The sequence below is a fragment of the Streptomyces sp. NPDC050448 genome (assembly GCF_040655295.1).
In the GTDB taxonomy this organism is placed as follows: domain Bacteria; phylum Actinomycetota; class Actinomycetes; order Streptomycetales; family Streptomycetaceae; genus Streptomyces.
The window spans coordinates 54,962-72,627 of the sequence record NZ_JBFAJR010000028.1 but is presented as its reverse complement, the minus strand read 5'-3'; the positions used below and the strand labels follow the sequence as shown (position 1 = coordinate 72,627).

The following is a 17,666-nucleotide window of genomic DNA, read 5'->3' as shown; positions in this document are numbered from 1 at the left end:
ATCTCTCCACCGCTTCTCTCCGACCCACGCGGTCGGGCGTGTCGCACTCCCTCTACAGAAAATTCCCATACGGAAATTCCCTCGTCCAAGGGGGTGCGGTCCCAAGACCGCGGTTCGGGGGAGAAACACCCACCGAGTGCCTGGCCGACACCGTGCTGACGCTTCCCAGAAGATTCCCGTACGTCCGCCCCATTGCTGCCCCGAAAGGCAGATGAAGGCGACGAGTACTGTGGGACTTGCTTCCGGTCCTCCCGGCGGGAGGCGCGCAGCATCGGCACTCAGCCGAGCAACTTGAGTAGTCTGCCATACAAGACACGTACTGCGCCAATCGGGCCGAAGAGAATACCCCTCCGCGGTGATCGGTCAAACCGCACCGCGCAGCGAGGCTTCCCGGGCCCCCCTTGGGATCCGCCCGGGCCCGCCCACGGGCACGACGGCGGGCACACCGGTCCCCGGAATCCCGTTCGCCCCGCCGCGAGAGCAGGGCGCGGCCCTGGCCCCGGGGGCCTGAGCGCGAGCTTCTGGTTCCCGGACCGCGTGGCCCCTCAGTTCTTCTGGGCGTCCCTCTTGACCTTGGCGGCCTTCCGGGCGTCCTTCTCGACCTGCTCGTCCTTCTCGATGTCCGCCCTGGAGCGGACGCGCTTGGGCGCGTTCATCCCGCAGACGCTGGGCCAGTCGTCGGCCACGATGCCGGCGCACCAGATGAAGTCCTGAATGGGGCCGGGCTTCCAGTCGTCCTTCTCGATGTCCTTGCAGTCCTTGACGGGCGAGAAGCGCGGGCAGCTGCCGTCCCGCTTCTTGATGGTGTGCGCGCGGTACGCGTCGATGCCCATCGAGTCGACGTCGGACGAGGGCATGTAGCGGTTGACCGACCAGGACGCACCCATGGTCGCGAACAGGGCGACCACGCACACCATGCCGGCGGCGAGCTGGCGGACCACCCGCCGCGGAATGACCCGGGAGGCCCCGGCCCCCGCCCCGGTCGGGCGCAGCGTGCGCTCGATCCACCCGGAGCCCCGGTTCACCACCGCCATCATGCCGAGCACGGCCAGGATCATCAGGCAGTACATGATGATCCACGTGGTGCGCGGGTAGAGCTGGATGGCCTTGTCGTGGGCCATGTGCCCGGCGAACCAGAAGCGGGCGAGCCAGGCGCCCGCCAGGACCGCCGCCGCGGTGCGGACCATGACGTTGCGCAGGCCGAGGCCGAGGCCGAGGCCCACCCCGAACAGCAGCAGCAGGGCGAACCCGCTCTGGCCCGCCAGCTCGCCGGCCACCGGCCAGGTCTGGTAGGTCAGGGTCCCGGACCGGTCCGAGACCCAGCCGAGGACGTACGTGGGATCCGCGTAGACGGCGAGGAAGGCGTAGCGGTCGGGGTTCTCCGAGCCCAGCCGGACCATCTGGTACAGCAGCGGGGCGCCGACGACGGCGGCCGACACCAGCGTGGCTCCGACGTACAGGCCCGCCCTCTTGGCCGTCGCGGCGCCCTGGCGCCACGGGAAGAAGAACAGCGCGGCCGCGGCAGCGCCGGGTGCGGCCCAGATGTACCAGCCGGAGTACCAGAGGAACAGCGCGCCGAAGATCAGGCCGACGGCGGTGCCGCGCAGCAGCAGGTGCCACGTGGTGAGCCGGCCGGCCAGGCGCATCTCGCGCAGCCAGTAACCGAGCAGCGGGAGCAGCACGATCATGACGATGTGGCTGTACGGGCGGATCGGGTCGAGGAAGACCACCGCGGCCGGAACCGCGATCAGCAGCGCCCAGAAGGGCCGCAGCAGTACCCGCCAGGCCAGGTAGGCCATCGGGCCGGCCACGGCGGTGAAGAAGATCTGGAGGTCGTGCAGGGCGAAACCGGTCTCGCCGCGGCCGTTGTAGCGGATCTTCGCCCAGAGGGCGATCAGGGCCGGGAAGGCGGGCGGGTAGATGCCCGACATCCCCTCGTGGTGCAGGAACGAGTTGGCCATGTCGATCAGGACGCCCGGGTCGCCCTCCTGGCCGCCGAGCGCGTGGGGCGTGCCGCGCAGGGCGACGACGACACCGCCGGCGATCACGCCGGTGGCCAGGCCCGCCAGGGCGGCGCAGACCAGGCGCTTGACCAGCTGGTGGCGCCGGGCGGTACCCCGGTAGGCGGTGAACAGCAGCAGCGCGAGCAGCGGCAGGCCGATGATCGCGGCGTACTGCTGGAGCATGGCGAGGCCGCTGACCTGGCCGAGGCGGACGAGCGGGTTCACCATGATGTGACGGCTCAGCAGCGTGTAGCCGAGGGCCGCCGTGACGCTGACGACGGCCTCCGCGAGGCCGAGCACCCAGCGCCGGGACGTCCAGGGGCGGCGGGCCGCCTCGCCGGCCGGGACTGGCCCGGCATCCGGGGTCCGGGTACCGGTCCGGCGGTGCGCCGTGCCGGATGCTCCGACGACCTCGGGGGCCAGGTGTGTCATCTCAGTCCAATTCCGTCACGGGTGTCACCGCGGGATGGGGCCCGACGGCCGCTGTCTCTGGTGTTCCGGGGTCAGTCAGCTCTCTGACCGGCGGTGAAGGCGTGCTTCGCCAGCGTGCGGACGCCCTCGCGGTGTCCGCGGAGCAGGGCGCCGGGGATCATGGTGATGGCGTGGAACCGGGAGCCGCTGTGGAAGCGGGCCGCGCGTGCGGCCTTGGGCCAGCCCCGGGCGTCCATCCGGGCGGCCACCGCGGAGAAGTACCGCTCGGCCTCGGTGAAGCGGGTGCCGGAGAACGCCTGGACCGACGACTCGCTGACCGCGTGGCGGCGGTACTGGAACACCGTGGTGGACTCGTCGATCAGCATCTGCTCGCCGAGCTCGAGGAGGTCGACCACCAGTGCCAGGTCCTGGATCACCGAGTAGTCGTCGCGGAAGTTGACCCCGCGCAGGGCCTCGCCGCGCCAGCAGATCGACGGGAAGTACAGCCAGTTCCCGCGCAGCACGCTGGTGGCCAGCTCTTCGCCGCCCATCAGGCGCCGGCCCTTGACCTGAGGGGCGTACAGCCGCCGCTTGGTCTGGTCGGCCAGCCCGGACGTCACCTGTCCGTCGCCGTCGATCACCTCGACGCCGGGCTGGACCATGCCGATGCCCGGGTTGGCCGTGATGAGGCCGCGGACGGTCTCCAGGTAGTGCGGGTGCAGCAGGTCGTCGCAGCCCATGATGACGACGTAGTCGGCCTCGGAGAGCCGGACGCACTTCTGGAAGTTCTTGGTGATGCCGAGGTTCTGCTCGTTGCGCGTGTAGTGCACCCGCTCGTCGCCGAGCGCCTCGAACCAGCCCGGGACGTCGGGCTCCTTGCCGTCGTCGATGACGACGAGGCGGAAGTCCGGGTCCGTCTGGGCCAGGACGCTGCGGACGGCGTCCTGCATCAGCTGCACGTCCCCGTAGTAGGGGAGCATGAAGTCGAAGGTCACCACGGGACGTCAGGCCTTCACGGAGTCGGATTCGGCGGGCGAGTCGGCGTTCGACCCGGCGGCGGCGCCGACGGTCGAGCCGAGGCGCGCGTCGTTGTGCCGTGCGCCCTCGCTCAGGGCCACCGTCCGGGCCAGGTCGGTGATCTTCTTCTCCAACGAGCGGAAGCGCAGGAAGGTGTTGAGGGTCAGGAAGCCCATGGCCAGCACCATGACGTACAGCACAAGGTCGGTGCCGCGGCCGACGCCGAGCCGGTGCGCCACCCACGTGACGTCCGTGGGGCGGAGCACGGCGTACACGTTGACGACGACGAACACCGAGAACGCGATGCGCTTCCAGGCGCGGTTCTTCGCCTGGCCCCACGTACGGATGAACATCAGTGCCATCGACACCGATCCCGCGATGAGCAGCAGCTGGATCCAGAAGTACTTCATCAGCGGTTTCGCTCCCGCATCGTGATGTCAAAGATGATGTTGACGCCGTTGATCAGGGACTGGCCCTTGGCGCGCGAGTACTCGGTGTAGAGGATGTCCACGGGGACCTCGGTGACGCGCAGGCCGGACCCGGCCAGGAAACCGACGATCTCGGACGCGTGCGCCATCCCGTTCATGGTGATGTCCAGTTGCTCGGCCGCCTTGCGGCTGAGCACGCGCAGACCGTTGTGCGCGTCGGTGAGCTTCAGCTTGCGGGCGGTCGGGCTGACCGTCGCGGCCGTACGCAGCACGACGCGCTTGATCCACGGCACTTGGCCGTTCTGCTCGATGAAGCGCGAGCCGAGGACCACGTCGGCCTCGTCGTCGCGCAGCACCTTGACCATCTTCTCGACGTCGTGCGTCTGGTGCTGGCCGTCCGCGTCGAAGGTCGCGAAGTAGCGGGCACCGGGCTGGGCGAGGGCGTACTTGAGACCGGTCTGCAGGGCGGCGCCCTGGCCGAGGTTGACCGGGTGCCGCACCAGGTGGGCGCCGGTCGTCGTGATGTGCTCGGCCGAGTTGTCGGAGCTGCCGTCGTCGACGACGACTATGTTCGGGAAGGTCGCACGCGCTCCCTCGACCACATCGGCGATCACCTGGCCCTCGTTATAGGCCGGTATGACCAGCCAGACATCGTCGTATTGGGACACGGTAGCTCCAGCGGAATGTGGCACGTGCGCGTGCTCGGTGATCGGTGGGACGTCGGAAGCCGGCATGGTCACTCCCCGACCGCTCCGGCGCCCAGCGGGCTTGCGGCGACCTTGTGCCCGGGTCCTTCGGGTGCGCCCGGAGCAGCTCCGGGGAACCTCAGTCTCAGCACGGCCAGCATACCGAGCACGGTGGCGAGGGAGCCGAGAGCGTAGGCCAGGATGACGCGCATGGCCACGTCGCCCGGAGCGAAGGTGATGCCGATCAGGACGGCGGTGCCGATGGCCCAGCAGAGCAGTTGCAGGTTGTGCCGCTTGAATACCATCAGCGCCTGTCCGAGCACCATCGCGAACATGTACGCCACGGTGCCTGCGGACAAAAGGAAGAAGTCGAGGCAGCCCAGTACCGGCTCGGCGTGGAACAGCACCTCGATCAGCCAGGGGCCGAGCACGGTCGCGGGCACGCCGCCGAGCAGCCCCAGCAGCCCGACGACCACGCCGATCCGGCGCAGCATCGCGGAGAACGCGGCCCGGTCGCCGGCCGTGTAGGCGGCGGTGAGCCCGCCCAGCAGCGAGGCCTGGAGCGAGCCGAAGACGAACAGCGGCACCCGGGCCAGGACCAGCGCGTTCAGCAGCGCCGCGATCAGCGCGCTGTCGGTGGGGGCGAGCAGCTTGGTGCTCATCACCGCCGCGTTGACGACGACCTGCGACAGCAGGGTCGAGCAGATCAGCAGGCCGAGGCCGCCGGTCAGCTCCCGCCAGGCGATCTCCTCGCCGGGCTCCACGGTGCGCAGCAGCGCCGGGAGGGTGAGCAGCGTCGCCGCGACGGGCGCGACGGCCAGGACCAGGCTGAAGGCGAGCGCGGAGTGCAGCCCGGACACCGCGCAGCCGAAGGCGAGGACGATGCGCAGCCCGCCGTCGACGGCCAGCTGGGTGCCGTACACGCCGAACCGGCCGAGGCCGGCCAGGACGCCGCGGGTCAGGTAGCAGACGGCCATTCCCGTGAACGCGCCGCCGAGGGCCGCCACCAGGCCGCGGTCGCCGCGGAACAGCAGGTCCGCGATCGGGCCCGCGCCGAGGGCGAGGACGACCAGGGTCGCGCCGAGGATCCCCGAGGTCAGCAGCGTGGCCCGGCGCAGTACGGGGGCCGCGCCCTGGCCCAGCACCACGCGGGCGGAGACGATCCGGGTGAGCTCCTGCTCGATCGGGAAGAAGATGCCGAGGCCGAGCGCCATGACGATCGTCCACAGCACCGAGACGTTCGCCATGGCGTCCGTGGACAGGCTGTGCCCGGCCACGCCCAGGTGGACGTACGAGGCCGCACCGAGCACGACGGTGCCGCCGGCCACCGCGACGGTGCCCGGCGGCAGCGCCGCGGTGAGCCTGCTCAGCAGGGACTTCATCCCGTACTGCCGTTCCTGGCGGAGCCGGCCAGCGCGGTGAACGCGGGGGCGGCGAGGGCCTCGGCGAGCTGTTCGCGCCAGTCGGCGAGCGGGGCCAGGCCCGCTTCGGCCCAGCGGTCGTGCGCGAGCACGCTGAACGCCGGGCGGGCGGCAGGGCGGACGAACGCGGCGGAGGTGGTCGGCCGGATCCGCTCCGGGTCGAGCCCGCTCAGCCGGTAGCTCTCGCGGGCCAGCCCCCACCAGGTGGTGCGGCCGCTCGCGGTGCCGTGGTAGACCCCGCCGGGGGCCCGGCCCGCCAGCGCGGCCAGGCCGAGCTCGACGAGGCGGCGGGCCAGCGCGTACGACCAGGTGGGCTGGCCGTGCTGGTCGTCGACCACGTCGAGGGTGTCCCGCTGCGCGGCCAGCTTGAGCATGGTGGCGACGAAGTTCGGCCCGTGCTCGCCGTACAGCCACGCGGTGCGCACGACGTAGCCGTCCTGCGGCAGCAGTTCGGCGACGGCCTGCTCGCCGGCCAGCTTGCCGCGCCCGTACGCGTTGACCGGGCCGGTGGCCGCGTCCTCGCGGTACGGCTCGCAGGCGTCCCCGGGCAGCACGTAGTCGGTGGAGACGTGCAGCAGGCGCGCACCGGCCGCGGCGCAGGCCTCGGCGAGGACGCGTACGCCCGTGCCGTTGACGGCGGTGGCGGCCTCCTCGGCCGTCTCCGCACCGTCGACGTCGGTCCAGGCGGCGCAGTTCACGACGACGGCGACGCCCTCGACGGCGGCCCGGACTGCGGCCGGGTCGGTGATGTCGAGGTCGGCGCGGCCGAGGCCCGCGGCCTCGATCCCGGCGTCCTTGAGCACGGCCAGGACGTCCTGGCCGAGCATCCCGGCGGCGCCGGTGACGACCCAGCGCCCCGCGGCGGAGTTCGTGCCGTGCGCGCTCACTTCTGCAGGGCCGCCTTCGCCTTCAGCGGCTCCCACCAGGCGCGGTTCTCGCGGTACCAGTCGACGGTGGCGGCGATGCCGGCCTCGAAGGTGACCTGCGGGGCGTAGCCGAGCTCCGCGCCGATCTTGCTGATGTCGATGGAGTAGCGGAGGTCGTGGCCCTTGCGGTCCTCGACCTGCTCGACCATGTCCCAGCCGAGGCCGGCCGCCTCGAGCAGCACACCGGTGAGCTCCTTGTTGGTGAGCTCGGTGCCGCCGCCGATGTTGTAGACCTCGCCGGCGCGGCCCTTGCGCATCGCCAGGTCGATGCCGCGGCAGTGGTCGGAGACGTGCAGCCAGTCGCGGACGTTGCCGCCGTTGCCGTACAGCGGGACCTTCTTGCCGTCCATCAGGTTCGAGACGAACAGCGGGATGACCTTCTCCGGGAACTGGTAGTGCCCGTAGTTGTTGGAGCAGCGCGTGACCACGACGTCCATGCCGTGCGTCCGGGCGTAGGCCAGGGCCAGCAGGTCGGACGAGGCCTTGGAGGCGGAGTACGGGGAGTTCGGGACCAGGGGCCACTCCTCGGTCCAGGAGCCCTCGCTGATCGAGCCGTACACCTCGTCGGTGGAGATGTGGACGAAGCGGCCGACGCCGTGCTTGCGGGCGGCGTCCAACAGGACCTGCGTGCCCACGACGTTGGTCATCACGAACGGGCCGGCGCCGGCGATCGAGCGGTCCACGTGGGACTCCGCGGCGAAGTGCACCACGACGTCGTGCCCGGGCATGACCTGGTCGACGGCATCGGCGTCGCAGATGTCGCCCTTGACGAACGTGTAACCGGGGTGCGCCGCGACCGGGGCGAGATTGGCTTCGACTCCGGAGTAGGTCAGCTTGTCGAAGACCGTGATCTGGGCCGATGCATCTGCACCGAGCTGCTGGCGGACGAATTCTGAACCGATGAAGCCGGCGCCGCCGGTCACGAGGATGCGCATAATACGAAGAGTCTAGCCGCTCGTACACCACCGTTCCGGCCCGGACCACGCCGCCCCCGCGCTCTCGCATAGGGTTGTGGCCATGCGTGGAATTCTCTTGGCCGGTGGCACCGGATCCCGACTCTGGCCGCTGACCCGGGCCGTCTCGAAGCAGCTGCTCCCCGTCTTCGACAAGCCGATGATCTACTACCCGCTCTCCACCCTGGTCATGGCCGGAATCAGCGAGATTCTCGTCATCACCACTCCGGAGGACCGTGCTCAGTTCGAGCGACTGCTCGGCGACGGCTCCCAGTTCGGCATCCGGCTGGAGTACGCGGTCCAGGAGCGCCCCGAGGGCATCGCCCAGGCTTTCGTGCTCGGCGCCGACTTCATCGGCGACGAATCCGTCGCCCTGATCCTCGGCGACAACATCTTCCACGGCAGCGGTCTCGGCACCCGCCTGGCGGAGCACACCGACTCCAAGGGCGGCCGGGTCTTCGCGTACCCGGTGGCGGACCCGAGGGCGTACGGCGTGGTCGAGTTCGACGAGAACGGCCAGGCCATCTCCATCGAGGAGAAGCCGGCCCAGCCCAAGTCCCGCTATGCGGTGCCCGGTCTGTACTTCTACGACAACCGCGTCGTCGAGATCGCCCGCACCCTGAAGCCCAGCGCGCGCGGCGAACTGGAGATCACGGCGGTCAACGACGCGTACCTCCAGGCCGGTGAGTTGAATGTCACCATCCTCGACCGCGGTACCGCCTGGCTGGACACCGGGACCTTCGTCTCCATGGTCCAGGCCTCGGAGTTCGTCCGCGTGATCGAGGAGCGCCAGGGCTTCAAGATCGGCTGCATCGAGGAGGCGGCCTGGCGGGCCGGCCTGATCGACTCGGCGCAGCTGCGCGACCTGGCCCAGCCGCTGCTCAAGAGCGGTTACGGCGACTACCTGATCAGCCTGCTCGACGAGGAGTCCTCCCGGTGAAGTTCCGCCAGCTCTCGATAGAGGGCGCCTACGAGATCACCCCGCAGCTGCACGGCGACCCGCGCGGCCTGTTCACCGAGTGGTACCGCTTCGACAAGCTGTCCGAGGTCGTCGGGCACCCGCTGAACCTGGCGCAGGCGAACCTCTCGGTGTCCTCGCGCGGCGTGGTCCGCGGCATCCACTTCGCCGACGTACCGCGCGGCCAGGCCAAGTACGTGACCTGCGTACGGGGCGCCGTGCTCGACGTGATCGTGGACCTGCGGGTCGGCTCTGCGACCTTCGGCCGCTGGGAGGGTGTCCGGCTGGACGACGTGGACCGCCGCGCGGTCTACATCCCGGAGGGCCTGGGTCACGGGTTCTGCGCTCTGAGCGACGACGCCACGCTTTCGTACCTCTGTTCGGAGACGTACAACCCGACCGGCGAGCACTCGGTTCACCCGCTCGACCCGGATCTGGCCATCGACTGGCCGGCGGACGTCCCGCTGCTCTCCGCCCGCGACGAGGCCGCGCCGTCGCTGGCCGAGGCCGTCGAGTCGGGCCTGCTGCCCGACTACGCCGTCTGCAACGAGTTCACCGAATCCCTGCGCGTGACCGGCTGACGACTCCCCCGCAGCACACGAGAGAGGGCCGCACCCCGCGATCGGGGGTGCGGCCCTCTTCCGTGTGCCGTACGACGCCCCGTACGGCGGCTCGTACGACGAAGGGCCCCTCCCCCGCCGCCGAGGCGGAAGGGAAGGGGCCCTTCTGTCAAACATGGTGCCCGCTCGCGCGAGCTACCAGGTCAGAGCACGAATTACTTCGTGATCTTGGTGACCTGGCCGGCGCCGACCGTACGACCACCCTCACGGATGGCGAACTTCAGGCCCTCCTCCATGGCGACCGGCTGGATCAGCGCGACCGTCATCTCGGTGTTGTCGCCCGGCATGACCATCTCCGTGCCGGCCGGCAGGGTGACGACACCCGTGACGTCCGTGGTACGGAAGTAGAACTGCGGGCGGTAGTTGTTGAAGAACGGGGTGTGACGGCCACCCTCGTCCTTCGACAGGATGTAGGCCTGGGCCTCGAACTCGGTGTGCGGGGTGACCGAACCGGGCTTGATGATGACCTGGCCGCGCTCGACGTCCTCGCGCTTGATGCCACGGAGGAGCAGACCGACGTTCTCGCCCGCCTGGCCCTCGTCGAGGAGCTTGCGGAACATCTCGATACCGGTGACCGTGGTGGTGGTCTTGGTCTCCTTGATACCGATGATGTCGACGGTCTCGTTGACCTTCAGGACACCACGCTCGATACGACCGGTGACGACGGTGCCACGACCGGTGATCGTGAAGACGTCCTCGACGGGCATGAGGAACGGCAGGTCGGTGTCACGCGGCGGGGTCGGGATCGCCTCGTCGACGGCGGACATGAGGCCGAGAAGCTTCTCGCCCCACTCCTTGTCGCCCTCGAGCGCCTTCAGCGCGGAGACACGGACGACCGGAAGGTCGTCGCCCGGGAACTCGTAGTCGGAGAGGAGCTCACGAACCTCGAGCTCGACGAGCTCCAGGATCTCCTCGTCGTCCACCATGTCGGCCTTGTTCAGGGCGACGACGATGTAGGGGACGCCGACCTGGCGGGCCAGGAGCACGTGCTCCTTGGTCTGCGGCATCGGGCCGTCGGTGGCGGCGACCACGAGGATCGCGCCGTCCATCTGCGCGGCACCGGTGATCATGTTCTTGATGTAGTCCGCGTGACCCGGGCAGTCGACGTGGGCGTAGTGACGCGCCTCGGTCTGGTACTCGACGTGCGCGATGGAGATGGTGATACCGCGCTGGCGCTCCTCAGGAGCCTTGTCGATCTGGTCGAAGGCCGAGGCCTCGTTCAGGTCCGGGTACGCGTCGTGCAGCACCTTGGTAATGGCGGCCGTGAGGGTCGTCTTACCGTGGTCAATGTGACCGATGGTGCCGATGTTGACGTGCGGCTTAGTCCGCTCGAACTTCGCCTTCGCCACGGGGGTCCTCCTGGAGAGTGGTTCTGTACGCCTTACTCATCGGCGCCAGGTGATCTTTGCTGGATTGCCGTCCCCTCCGGGGCAACGAGAGTGGTTACTCCTGATGCCCCAGAGGTTCCGGTGATTAGCCTAAAGCGTGAACTCGGGAGAGTTACTCGCCCTTGGCCTTCGCGATGATCTCCTCGGCGACGTTCCGGGGAACCTCGGCGTAGGAGTCGAACTGCATCGAGTAGCTGGCGCGACCCGAGGTCTTGCTGCGGAGGTCGCCGACGTAGCCGAACATCTCCGAAAGCGGCACGAGGCCCTTCACGACGCGAGCGCCGTGACGCTCCTCCATGGCCTGGATCTGGCCACGGCGGGAGTTGATGTCGCCGATGACGTCACCCATGTAGTCCTCGGGCGTGGTGACCTCTACGGCCATCATCGGCTCGAGGAGCACGGGAGAAGCCTTGCGCGCGGCCTCCTTGAAGGCCTGCGAACCGGCGATCTTGAACGCGAGCTCGGAGGAGTCGACCTCGTGGTAGCCACCGTCGAGAAGCGTGACGCGAACGCCCGTCATCTCGTAGCCGGCCAGGATGCCGAACTGCATGGCCTCCTGCGCACCGGCGTCGACCGAAGGGATGTACTCCTTCGGCACGCGGCCACCGGTGACCTTGTTCACGAACTCGTACGCCGGACCATCGGCGTCCGTGATCGGCTCGATCGCGATCTGCACCTTGGCGAACTGACCGGTACCACCGGTCTGCTTCTTGTGGGTGTAGTCGTGACGCTCGACGGCCTTGCGGATCGTCTCGCGGTACGCGACCTGCGGCTTGCCGACGTTGGCCTCGACCTTGAACTCGCGCTTCATACGGTCGACCAGCACCTCGAGGTGCAGCTCGCCCATACCGCCGAGGATGGTCTGGCCCGTCTCCTCGTCCGAGTGAACGTGGAAGGAGGGGTCCTCCTCCGCGAGACGCTGGATGGCGACACCCAGCTTCTCCTGGTCACCCTTGGACTTGGGCTCGATGGCGACCTGGATGACCGGAGCCGGGAAGTCCATGGACTCCAGGATCACGGGCGCCTTGTCGTCACACAGCGTCTCACCGGTGGTGGTCTGCTTCAGGCCCATGACGGCGACGATGTCACCGGCGCCCACCGCGGCGATCTCTTCACGCTTGTTGGCGTGCATGCGGTAGATCTTGCCGATGCGCTCCTTCTTGCCCTTGACGGAGTTCAGCACCGAGGTGCCGGCCTCCAGGCGGCCCGAGTAAACCCGGACGAAGGTGAGCTTGCCGAGGTGCGGGTCGCTCATGATCTTGAACGCGAGCGCCGCGAGGGGCTCCTCGTCGGACGGCTTGCGCTTCACGACGACCTCGGCGTCCCGGACGTCGTGGCCCTCGATGGCCTCGATGTCCAGGGGCGACGGCAGGTAGCGGACGACAGCGTCGAGCAGGGGCTGAACGCCCTTGTTCTTGAACGCCGTGCCACAGAACACCGCAGTGATCGTGGGCTCGCCCTTGCCCTTGCCGGAGCCGAGGATGATGCGACGGACGGCGGCGTGCAGCTGCTCCACGGACGGCTCGTCGCCGTTCAGGAAGAGCTCCATGATCTCGTCGTCGTTCTCGGCGACGGTCTCGACCAGCTTGCCGCGCCACTCTTCAGCAGCCTCGGTGTGCGTGGCCGGGATGTCGACGATGTCGTACATCTCGCCCTTGGTCGCCTCGGCGGACCAGACGAACGCCTTCATGGTGACCAGGTCGACAACGCCCTGGAAGTCCATCTCGGCACCGATGGGGAGCTGCATGACGATCGGAACCGCACCGAGGCGGTCCTTGATCATGTCGACACAGCGGTGGAACTCGGCGCCGGTGCGGTCCAGCTTGTTGACGAAGCAGATGCGCGGCACGCCGTAACGGTCGGCCTGACGCCAGACCGTCTCGGACTGCGGCTCCACACCGGCGACACCGTCGAACACGGTGACGGCACCGTCGAGGACGCGGAGCGAACGCTCCACCTCGACGGTGAAGTCGACGTGACCCGGGGTGTCGATGATGTTGATGGTGTGGTCAACGTCTTCGAGGGGCCAGTGGCAGGTCGTAGCGGCAGACGTGATGGTGATACCACGCTCCTGCTCCTGCTCCATCCAGTCCATCGTGGCGGCGCCGTCGTGGACCTCACCGATCTTGTACGACACACCGGTGTAGAACAGGATGCGCTCGGTGGTGGTCGTCTTGCCCGCGTCGATGTGGGCCATGATCCCGATGTTGCGGACCTTGGCCAGGTCAAGCGAAGTGGTAGCCATAAGGCTTCGGTCTTCTCTCGGTCTCGATGTGGGGTGGGACTACCAGCGGTAGTGCGCGAAGGCCTTGTTGGACTCGGCCATCTTGTGCGTGTCCTCGCGCTTCTTGACGGCCGCACCGAGGCCGTTCGAGGCGTCGAGGAGCTCGTTCATGAGGCGCTCGGTCATGGTCTTCTCGCGGCGGGCGCGGGAGTAACCCACGACCCAGCGCAGCGCGAGGGTGGACGCGCGACCGGGCTTGACCTCGATCGGCACCTGGTAGGTGGCGCCACCGACACGGCGGGACTTGACCTCGAGGGACGGCTTGACGTTCTCGAGCGCGCGCTTCAGCGTGATGACCGGGTCAGCGCCGGTCTTCTCGCGGAGGCCTTCCATGGCGCCGTAAACGATGCGCTCGGCGGTGGAGCGCTTGCCGTTCAGGAGGATCTTGTTGATGAGCGAGGTCACCAGAGGAGATGCGTAGACCGGGTCGATGATGACCGGGCGCTTCGGGGCGGGGCCCTTACGAGGCATTCTTACTTCTCCTTCTTGGCGCCGTAGCGGCTGCGGGCCTGCTTGCGGTTCTTGACAGCCTGCGTGTCAAGCGCACCGCGGATGATCTTGTAACGAACACCCGGCAGGTCCTTCACACGGCCACCACGCACGAGCACGATCGAGTGCTCCTGCAGGTTGTGTCCCTCACCCGGAATGTAAGCGGTGACCTCGATGCCGGAGGTCAGACGCACACGCGCGACCTTACGGAGCGCCGAGTTCGGCTTCTTCGGGGTGGTCGTGAACACACGCGTGCAGACGCCACGGCGCTGGGGCGAAGCCTCAAGCGCGGGCGTCTTCGTCTTCTCGACCTTGTCCTGCCGGCCCTTACGGACCAGCTGCTGGATCGTAGGCACTACTTCTCCGGTTTCTGTGTGCCGTGTAGTGAAGCTAACCTGGAACTTTGCCGACCCACGCGGTCGGGTGTGTCGGATCCGGCGAAGCTCCGCGCAAGCACGGAAACGCATGGATCGCGGTGGCTGATCCGGCTCTCGTGCGGTTGATGGACACGCACGGGAGCCCAGGCACACCCCAGGCACAAGGTCTGAGCGTACCTACCGCATCCCATCCGGTCAAAACAAAAGCCCGCGCGGGACAACCGGGACATCGCCGCCGGTCATGTGCCGCTTGGGCGAGGCCCCGGTGTGGCCGCGCCGACTCGCGCGTGTGGTAAAGGCGTGCTAAGCGGAGCCGGACGGAGCGACCGCCCCCGCGAACTAAACTGCCTCAGCGATTCACCCCAAACGGCACCACACCAGGGAGCGGGACATTGCGGACGGTCACCACGGAGCCGACGGCGGCCGACAGCCCGGTCCACCCGTCGCCCCGGCGCCGGCACCCGCGACCCGCCCGGCTGTACGGGCCCCTGCTGGCGTTCCTCGTCACCTCGGCCGCGTTCTGCTCGGCCTGGGCGGCCCGCGGCACCTTCCCCTTCGGCAACACCGGCCGGGCCCTCAACGACCAGGCAAACCAGTACGTGCCCTTCCACCGGGCGCTGTGGGACCTGGTCCACGGGCAGGCCGCTGGCGACGTGCTCTTCACCTGGCGCGGAGGCTTCGGCCAGCAGTTCCTGTCCGACTACTACACGTACCTCGGCAACCCGTTCTCCTGGCTGGCCGTCCTGGTCCCGCGCACCCACGTCGACCTCGCCGTCTTCGCGATCACCCCGATCACGATGGGCACCGCCGCCGCCCTCATGACGGTCTACCTCGGCAAGCTGGCCCCCGGCCCGTGGTGGCAGCGCGGGGTCCTCGGCGCCTGCTACGGCCTGTGCGGCTGGGCGCTCAGCGACGCCTCGTACATCCCCATGTGGCTGTGGGGCCTGGTCGCGCTCCCCCTCCTCGGCATCGCCGTCGAGTGGTGCCTGGAGGAGCGCCGCTGGCCGGGGGTGGCGCTGTTCGTCGCGCTCGCCTGGTTCGGCAACTTCTACACCGCGATGATGGCCACGATGGCCGCCTGCGTCCTGCTCGGCATCCGTCTGACCACCCGGGACATGACCGGCCGGCAGCGGCTGCGCGCCCTGTGGCGGGCCTCGACCGCCGCCGCGACGGGCATCCTCCTCACCCTCCCGCTCCTGCTGCCGTCCTTCCTCTCCAGCGGCTCCTCGCAGCCCACCCGGGCAGGGGCCTTCGAGCCGGTGCGGATCGAGGTCTTCCTCGCCGGGATGCTCCCGGCCACCCACCTGTGGGGCGGCCGGCCGCGGCTGTACGTGGCCTCGCTGGGCCTGATCCTCGCCGGATCGTTCCTCTTCAACGCCGCCATCGCGAAGAAGACCCGCCTGGTGTGGGCGGCGGCGACGCTGCTGGTCGTCGCCTCCTTCCAGTTCCCGCCGACGCAGTACCTGTGGCACGGGCTGGCGGTGCCGAACGGCAATCCGTACCGCGAGGCCTTCGTCTTCAGCGGCATGGTGGTGATCCTGGCCTGGCTGGCCCTGGCCCACCGCCCGCGCCCGCTCCACCTTGCACTGACGGCCGCCCTCCTGGTGGCGGCCACCTTCGCGCTCCGCCACACCGACGACTTCGGCGGCTGGACCTGGCCTGCGGTGCTCGTCGGCGGGGGCGTCTCGCTGCTCGCCCTGACCCTCCTGTCACTGGGCGAGAAGCGCCGGGTGCTGATCCCCGTGGCCGCCGTCCTCATGGTCGGCGTGGTCTTCGCCGAATCCACCGTGGCGGCCGCCAGCGCGGACGCCCGCCGGGCCCGCGAGCGCTGGGCCAAGCCCACCGCCACCTCGAACCGGTCGATCAACGCGCACTTCGACGCCGTCCGAGGCGTGGACGGCTGGCCCGCATACCGGACCGATTCGGGCGCGCCGCAGACCTCGTACAACGACGCCCTGGCCCTGCGGGCCGAGGGGCCGCAGTACTACAGCAGCTACCTGCCGGAGGCCACCTACCAGGCCCTGGAGCCCCTCGGCTACGGCTTCAAGAACGACGGCCGGACCTTCTTCGGCGCCGACAACCCGGTGCTCGACGCGATCTTCGCCATCGGCGCCCGGGTCCACCCGGGTCCGGCGAAGGACACCTGGACGTCCACCCGCTTCCCCGCCCCTCCCCTGGTGACGGTCCGCAGCGCCGCCTACGCCTCGCCGAACCCGGCCGACAGCGTCTACGCCCACCAGGAGAACGTGCTGGGCGCCACCGTCTACCAGGTCCCGCAGGTCACCCGGGGCGGCAGCGCCACGGAGCAGACGTACACCGCCCTCTGCACCCCGGGCGCGGAGGCGTACTGGTTCTCCCCGGAGCTCTACGGCGCCCTCGCCTCCGGCGGCTCGTCCCGCCCCCTGGAAGACCGGATGACCGGGGTCGTGAAGCTGGGCCCGGTCCCCGCCGACGGCACGGTCTCGGTCACGGTGAAGACGGGGACCAAGGACGCGACGGCCGGCGACCACCCGGTCGGCTGCCTGGACCGCCCCGCCCTGGACACGGCGGTCGGCTCCCTCAGGTCCACCGGCGCCACGAAGGTCACGGCGGGCGGCCACACCATCGAGGCCGCCCTCCCGAAGGGCGCCACGGGCACGGCGGTCTTCGCGATGACCGACGTCCCCGGCTGGCAGTGCACGGCGGGCTCCCGCACGACCGCCCCGACCTCCTTCCACGGCCTGGTCTCCCTCCCCCTCCCCCCGGGCACGGACAAGGTCTCCTGCGCCTTCACCCCGAAGGGCCTCACCCCGGGCCTCGCAGCCGCCGCCCTGGCCCTCCTGGCCCTGACCTCGGTCACACTGGCCGGCCTCCGTCGCCGGCCGGCCACCGGGTAATCCCGCAGTTCCGGGACCGGCCGAAGCCGTTGTTGAGTACATTGACCGCCCTGATCAACGGGGCGGGGGCAATGGCAGATGACCGAGGGTGCGGACTCGACGTACGACGCGGGCGGGCTGGACGACCGGGTCCCCTTACTCGCCCGGCTGGAGGAAGCAGACGGCACCGCGTTACGGGCGCTCGGGCGCGAGGTGATCTACCAGCCCCGCAGCACCCTGCTCCACCAGGACGAGCCCACCACCCACGTCCTCCTGGTGCTGCACGGCTGGACCAAGGTCACCGCCACGCACCCCAACGGCTACCAGGCCCTGCTCGCCCTGCGCGGGCCGGGCGACATCATCGGTGAGTCCGCGGCCCTCACCCGTCGTCCCCGCTCCGCGACCGTGACCGCACTCGAACGGGTCCGCGCGGTCGTCATCGAGCACGAACACTTCCGCGTCTTCCTCGGCCGCTTCCCCGACGTCGCGCTCCAGCTGCTGGCCCTCGTCTCCGACCGCACACGGGCGGCAGACCGGCGCAATCTCCAGTTCGCCTCCATGCCGGTCCGCGAGCGGCTCGCGGTGCTCCTGCTGGACTTGGCCCGGATCCACGGCAGGCGCACCACGGAGGGAGTGGAGGTGGCCGTCCCGCTGACCAAACAGGAGCTGGCGGGGGCTGTGGGAGCCTCGCGCGAGATGGTCCAGCGGGAGCTGAAGAGCCTGCGGGACCGGGGAGTCATCAGCACCGGCCGGCGCACGCTGGTGATCGTACGGCCGGACGTGCTGCACCGGATCGCCCGGGCCCAGTCGCCCGCCCCCTGAGGCAGGCCCCGCGCTCCGTTCAGTGCAC

The 17,666-nt window shown here is 69.5% G+C and carries 15 protein-coding genes; 4 read left to right on the top strand and 11 right to left on the bottom strand.

The genetic code is table 11. The features are described 5' to 3' along the window. Nucleotides 1-545: 545 nt before the first annotated feature. From AB0I68_RS27890 to rfbB, 7 genes are all read right to left on the bottom strand, one after another. A complete protein-coding gene (locus tag AB0I68_RS27890) occupies nucleotides 546-2,435 on the bottom strand; it encodes a hypothetical protein (protein ID WP_363180129.1) in 1,890 nt (629 codons plus the stop codon). 71 nt (nucleotides 2,436-2,506) lie between these two features. Next, a complete protein-coding gene (locus AB0I68_RS27885) occupies nucleotides 2,507-3,409 on the bottom strand; it encodes a glycosyltransferase family 2 protein (protein ID WP_363180128.1) in 903 nt (300 codons plus the stop codon). Nucleotides 3,410-3,418: 9 nt separating this feature from the next. Next, complete coding sequence (locus AB0I68_RS27880; protein WP_363180127.1) at nucleotides 3,419-3,841, bottom strand: DUF2304 domain-containing protein; 423 nt, start codon at nucleotides 3,839-3,841, stop codon at nucleotides 3,419-3,421. Continuing rightward, a complete protein-coding gene (locus AB0I68_RS27875) occupies nucleotides 3,841-4,527 on the bottom strand; it encodes a glycosyltransferase family 2 protein (RefSeq protein ID WP_363180126.1) in 687 nt (228 codons plus the stop codon). The genes AB0I68_RS27880 and AB0I68_RS27875 overlap by 1 nt, the downstream gene beginning before the upstream one ends. A 68-nt stretch (nucleotides 4,528-4,595) precedes the next feature. Beyond that, on the bottom strand, nucleotides 4,596-5,927 hold the full coding sequence (locus tag AB0I68_RS27870; protein ID WP_363180125.1) for a hypothetical protein: 1,332 nt from the start codon (nucleotides 5,925-5,927) through the stop codon (nucleotides 4,596-4,598). Then, complete coding sequence (gene rfbD, locus AB0I68_RS27865; RefSeq protein ID WP_363180124.1) at nucleotides 5,924-6,853, bottom strand: dTDP-4-dehydrorhamnose reductase; 930 nt, start codon at nucleotides 6,851-6,853, stop codon at nucleotides 5,924-5,926. The genes AB0I68_RS27870 and rfbD overlap by 4 nt, the downstream gene beginning before the upstream one ends. After that, the gene (gene rfbB / locus AB0I68_RS27860; protein WP_363180123.1) at nucleotides 6,850-7,827 is read right to left on the bottom strand and encodes a dTDP-glucose 4,6-dehydratase; all 978 of its coding nucleotides are present in this window, start codon (nucleotides 7,825-7,827) and stop codon (nucleotides 6,850-6,852) included. The genes rfbD and rfbB overlap by 4 nt, the downstream gene beginning before the upstream one ends. Nucleotides 7,828-7,909: 82 nt before the next feature. On the opposite strand from rfbB, the gene rfbA reads away from it, so the two are divergent. Together rfbA and rfbC are read left to right on the top strand one after the other, a co-directional pair. After that, nucleotides 7,910-8,785 (top strand): glucose-1-phosphate thymidylyltransferase RfbA, encoded by an 876-nt coding sequence (rfbA, locus tag AB0I68_RS27855; protein WP_363180122.1) that lies wholly within the window; start codon nucleotides 7,910-7,912, stop codon nucleotides 8,783-8,785. Next, nucleotides 8,782-9,384: a dTDP-4-dehydrorhamnose 3,5-epimerase gene (gene rfbC, locus AB0I68_RS27850; protein WP_363180121.1), complete on the top strand. Its 603-nt coding sequence runs from the start codon at nucleotides 8,782-8,784 to the stop codon at nucleotides 9,382-9,384. The genes rfbA and rfbC overlap by 4 nt, the downstream gene beginning before the upstream one ends. A 194-nt stretch (nucleotides 9,385-9,578) precedes the next feature. Here the strand turns inward: rfbC and tuf are convergent, their stop codons facing one another. From tuf to rpsL, 4 genes are all read right to left on the bottom strand, one after another. Continuing rightward, on the bottom strand, nucleotides 9,579-10,772 hold the full coding sequence (tuf, locus tag AB0I68_RS27845; RefSeq protein ID WP_363180120.1) for an elongation factor Tu: 1,194 nt from the start codon (nucleotides 10,770-10,772) through the stop codon (nucleotides 9,579-9,581). 151 nt (nucleotides 10,773-10,923) lie between these two features. Then, nucleotides 10,924-13,056 (bottom strand): elongation factor G, encoded by a 2,133-nt coding sequence (gene fusA / locus AB0I68_RS27840; RefSeq protein WP_363180119.1) that lies wholly within the window; start codon nucleotides 13,054-13,056, stop codon nucleotides 10,924-10,926. 39 nt (nucleotides 13,057-13,095) lie between these two features. After that, nucleotides 13,096-13,566, bottom strand: a complete 471-nt coding sequence (rpsG, locus tag AB0I68_RS27835) for a 30S ribosomal protein S7 (protein ID WP_326588520.1) — start codon at nucleotides 13,564-13,566, stop codon at nucleotides 13,096-13,098. A gap of 2 nt (nucleotides 13,567-13,568) precedes the next feature. Then, the gene (rpsL, locus tag AB0I68_RS27830) at nucleotides 13,569-13,940 is read right to left on the bottom strand and encodes a 30S ribosomal protein S12 (RefSeq protein WP_007265893.1); all 372 of its coding nucleotides are present in this window, start codon (nucleotides 13,938-13,940) and stop codon (nucleotides 13,569-13,571) included. Between the two features lie 413 nt (nucleotides 13,941-14,353). Here rpsL and AB0I68_RS27825 point away from each other — a divergent pair, with 413 nt between their 5' ends. After that, the gene (locus tag AB0I68_RS27825; protein WP_363180118.1) at nucleotides 14,354-16,837 is read left to right on the top strand and encodes a YfhO family protein; all 2,484 of its coding nucleotides are present in this window, start codon (nucleotides 14,354-14,356) and stop codon (nucleotides 16,835-16,837) included. Between the two features lie 78 nt (nucleotides 16,838-16,915). Then, entirely contained in the window at nucleotides 16,916-17,638 is a 723-nt protein-coding gene (locus tag AB0I68_RS27820) for a Crp/Fnr family transcriptional regulator (protein WP_363180117.1), read from the top strand. The last annotated feature ends 28 nt before the right edge of the window (nucleotides 17,639-17,666 follow it).

Coding starts and splice junctions, on each gene's coding strand:
- AB0I68_RS27820 (WP_363180117.1), top strand. CDS start 16,916: ATGACCGAGGGTGCGGACTCGACGTACGACGCGGGCGGGCTGGACGAC.
- fusA (WP_363180119.1), bottom strand. CDS start 13,056: ATGGCTACCACTTCGCTTGACCTGGCCAAGGTCCGCAACATCGGGATC.
- rfbA (WP_363180122.1), top strand. CDS start 7,910: ATGCGTGGAATTCTCTTGGCCGGTGGCACCGGATCCCGACTCTGGCCG.
- rfbB (WP_363180123.1), bottom strand. CDS start 7,827: ATGCGCATCCTCGTGACCGGCGGCGCCGGCTTCATCGGTTCAGAATTC.
- AB0I68_RS27870 (WP_363180125.1), bottom strand. CDS start 5,927: ATGAAGTCCCTGCTGAGCAGGCTCACCGCGGCGCTGCCGCCGGGCACC.
- AB0I68_RS27880 (WP_363180127.1), bottom strand. CDS start 3,841: ATGAAGTACTTCTGGATCCAGCTGCTGCTCATCGCGGGATCGGTGTCG.
- rpsG (WP_326588520.1), bottom strand. CDS start 13,566: ATGCCTCGTAAGGGCCCCGCCCCGAAGCGCCCGGTCATCATCGACCCG.
- AB0I68_RS27890 (WP_363180129.1), bottom strand. CDS start 2,435: ATGACACACCTGGCCCCCGAGGTCGTCGGAGCATCCGGCACGGCGCAC.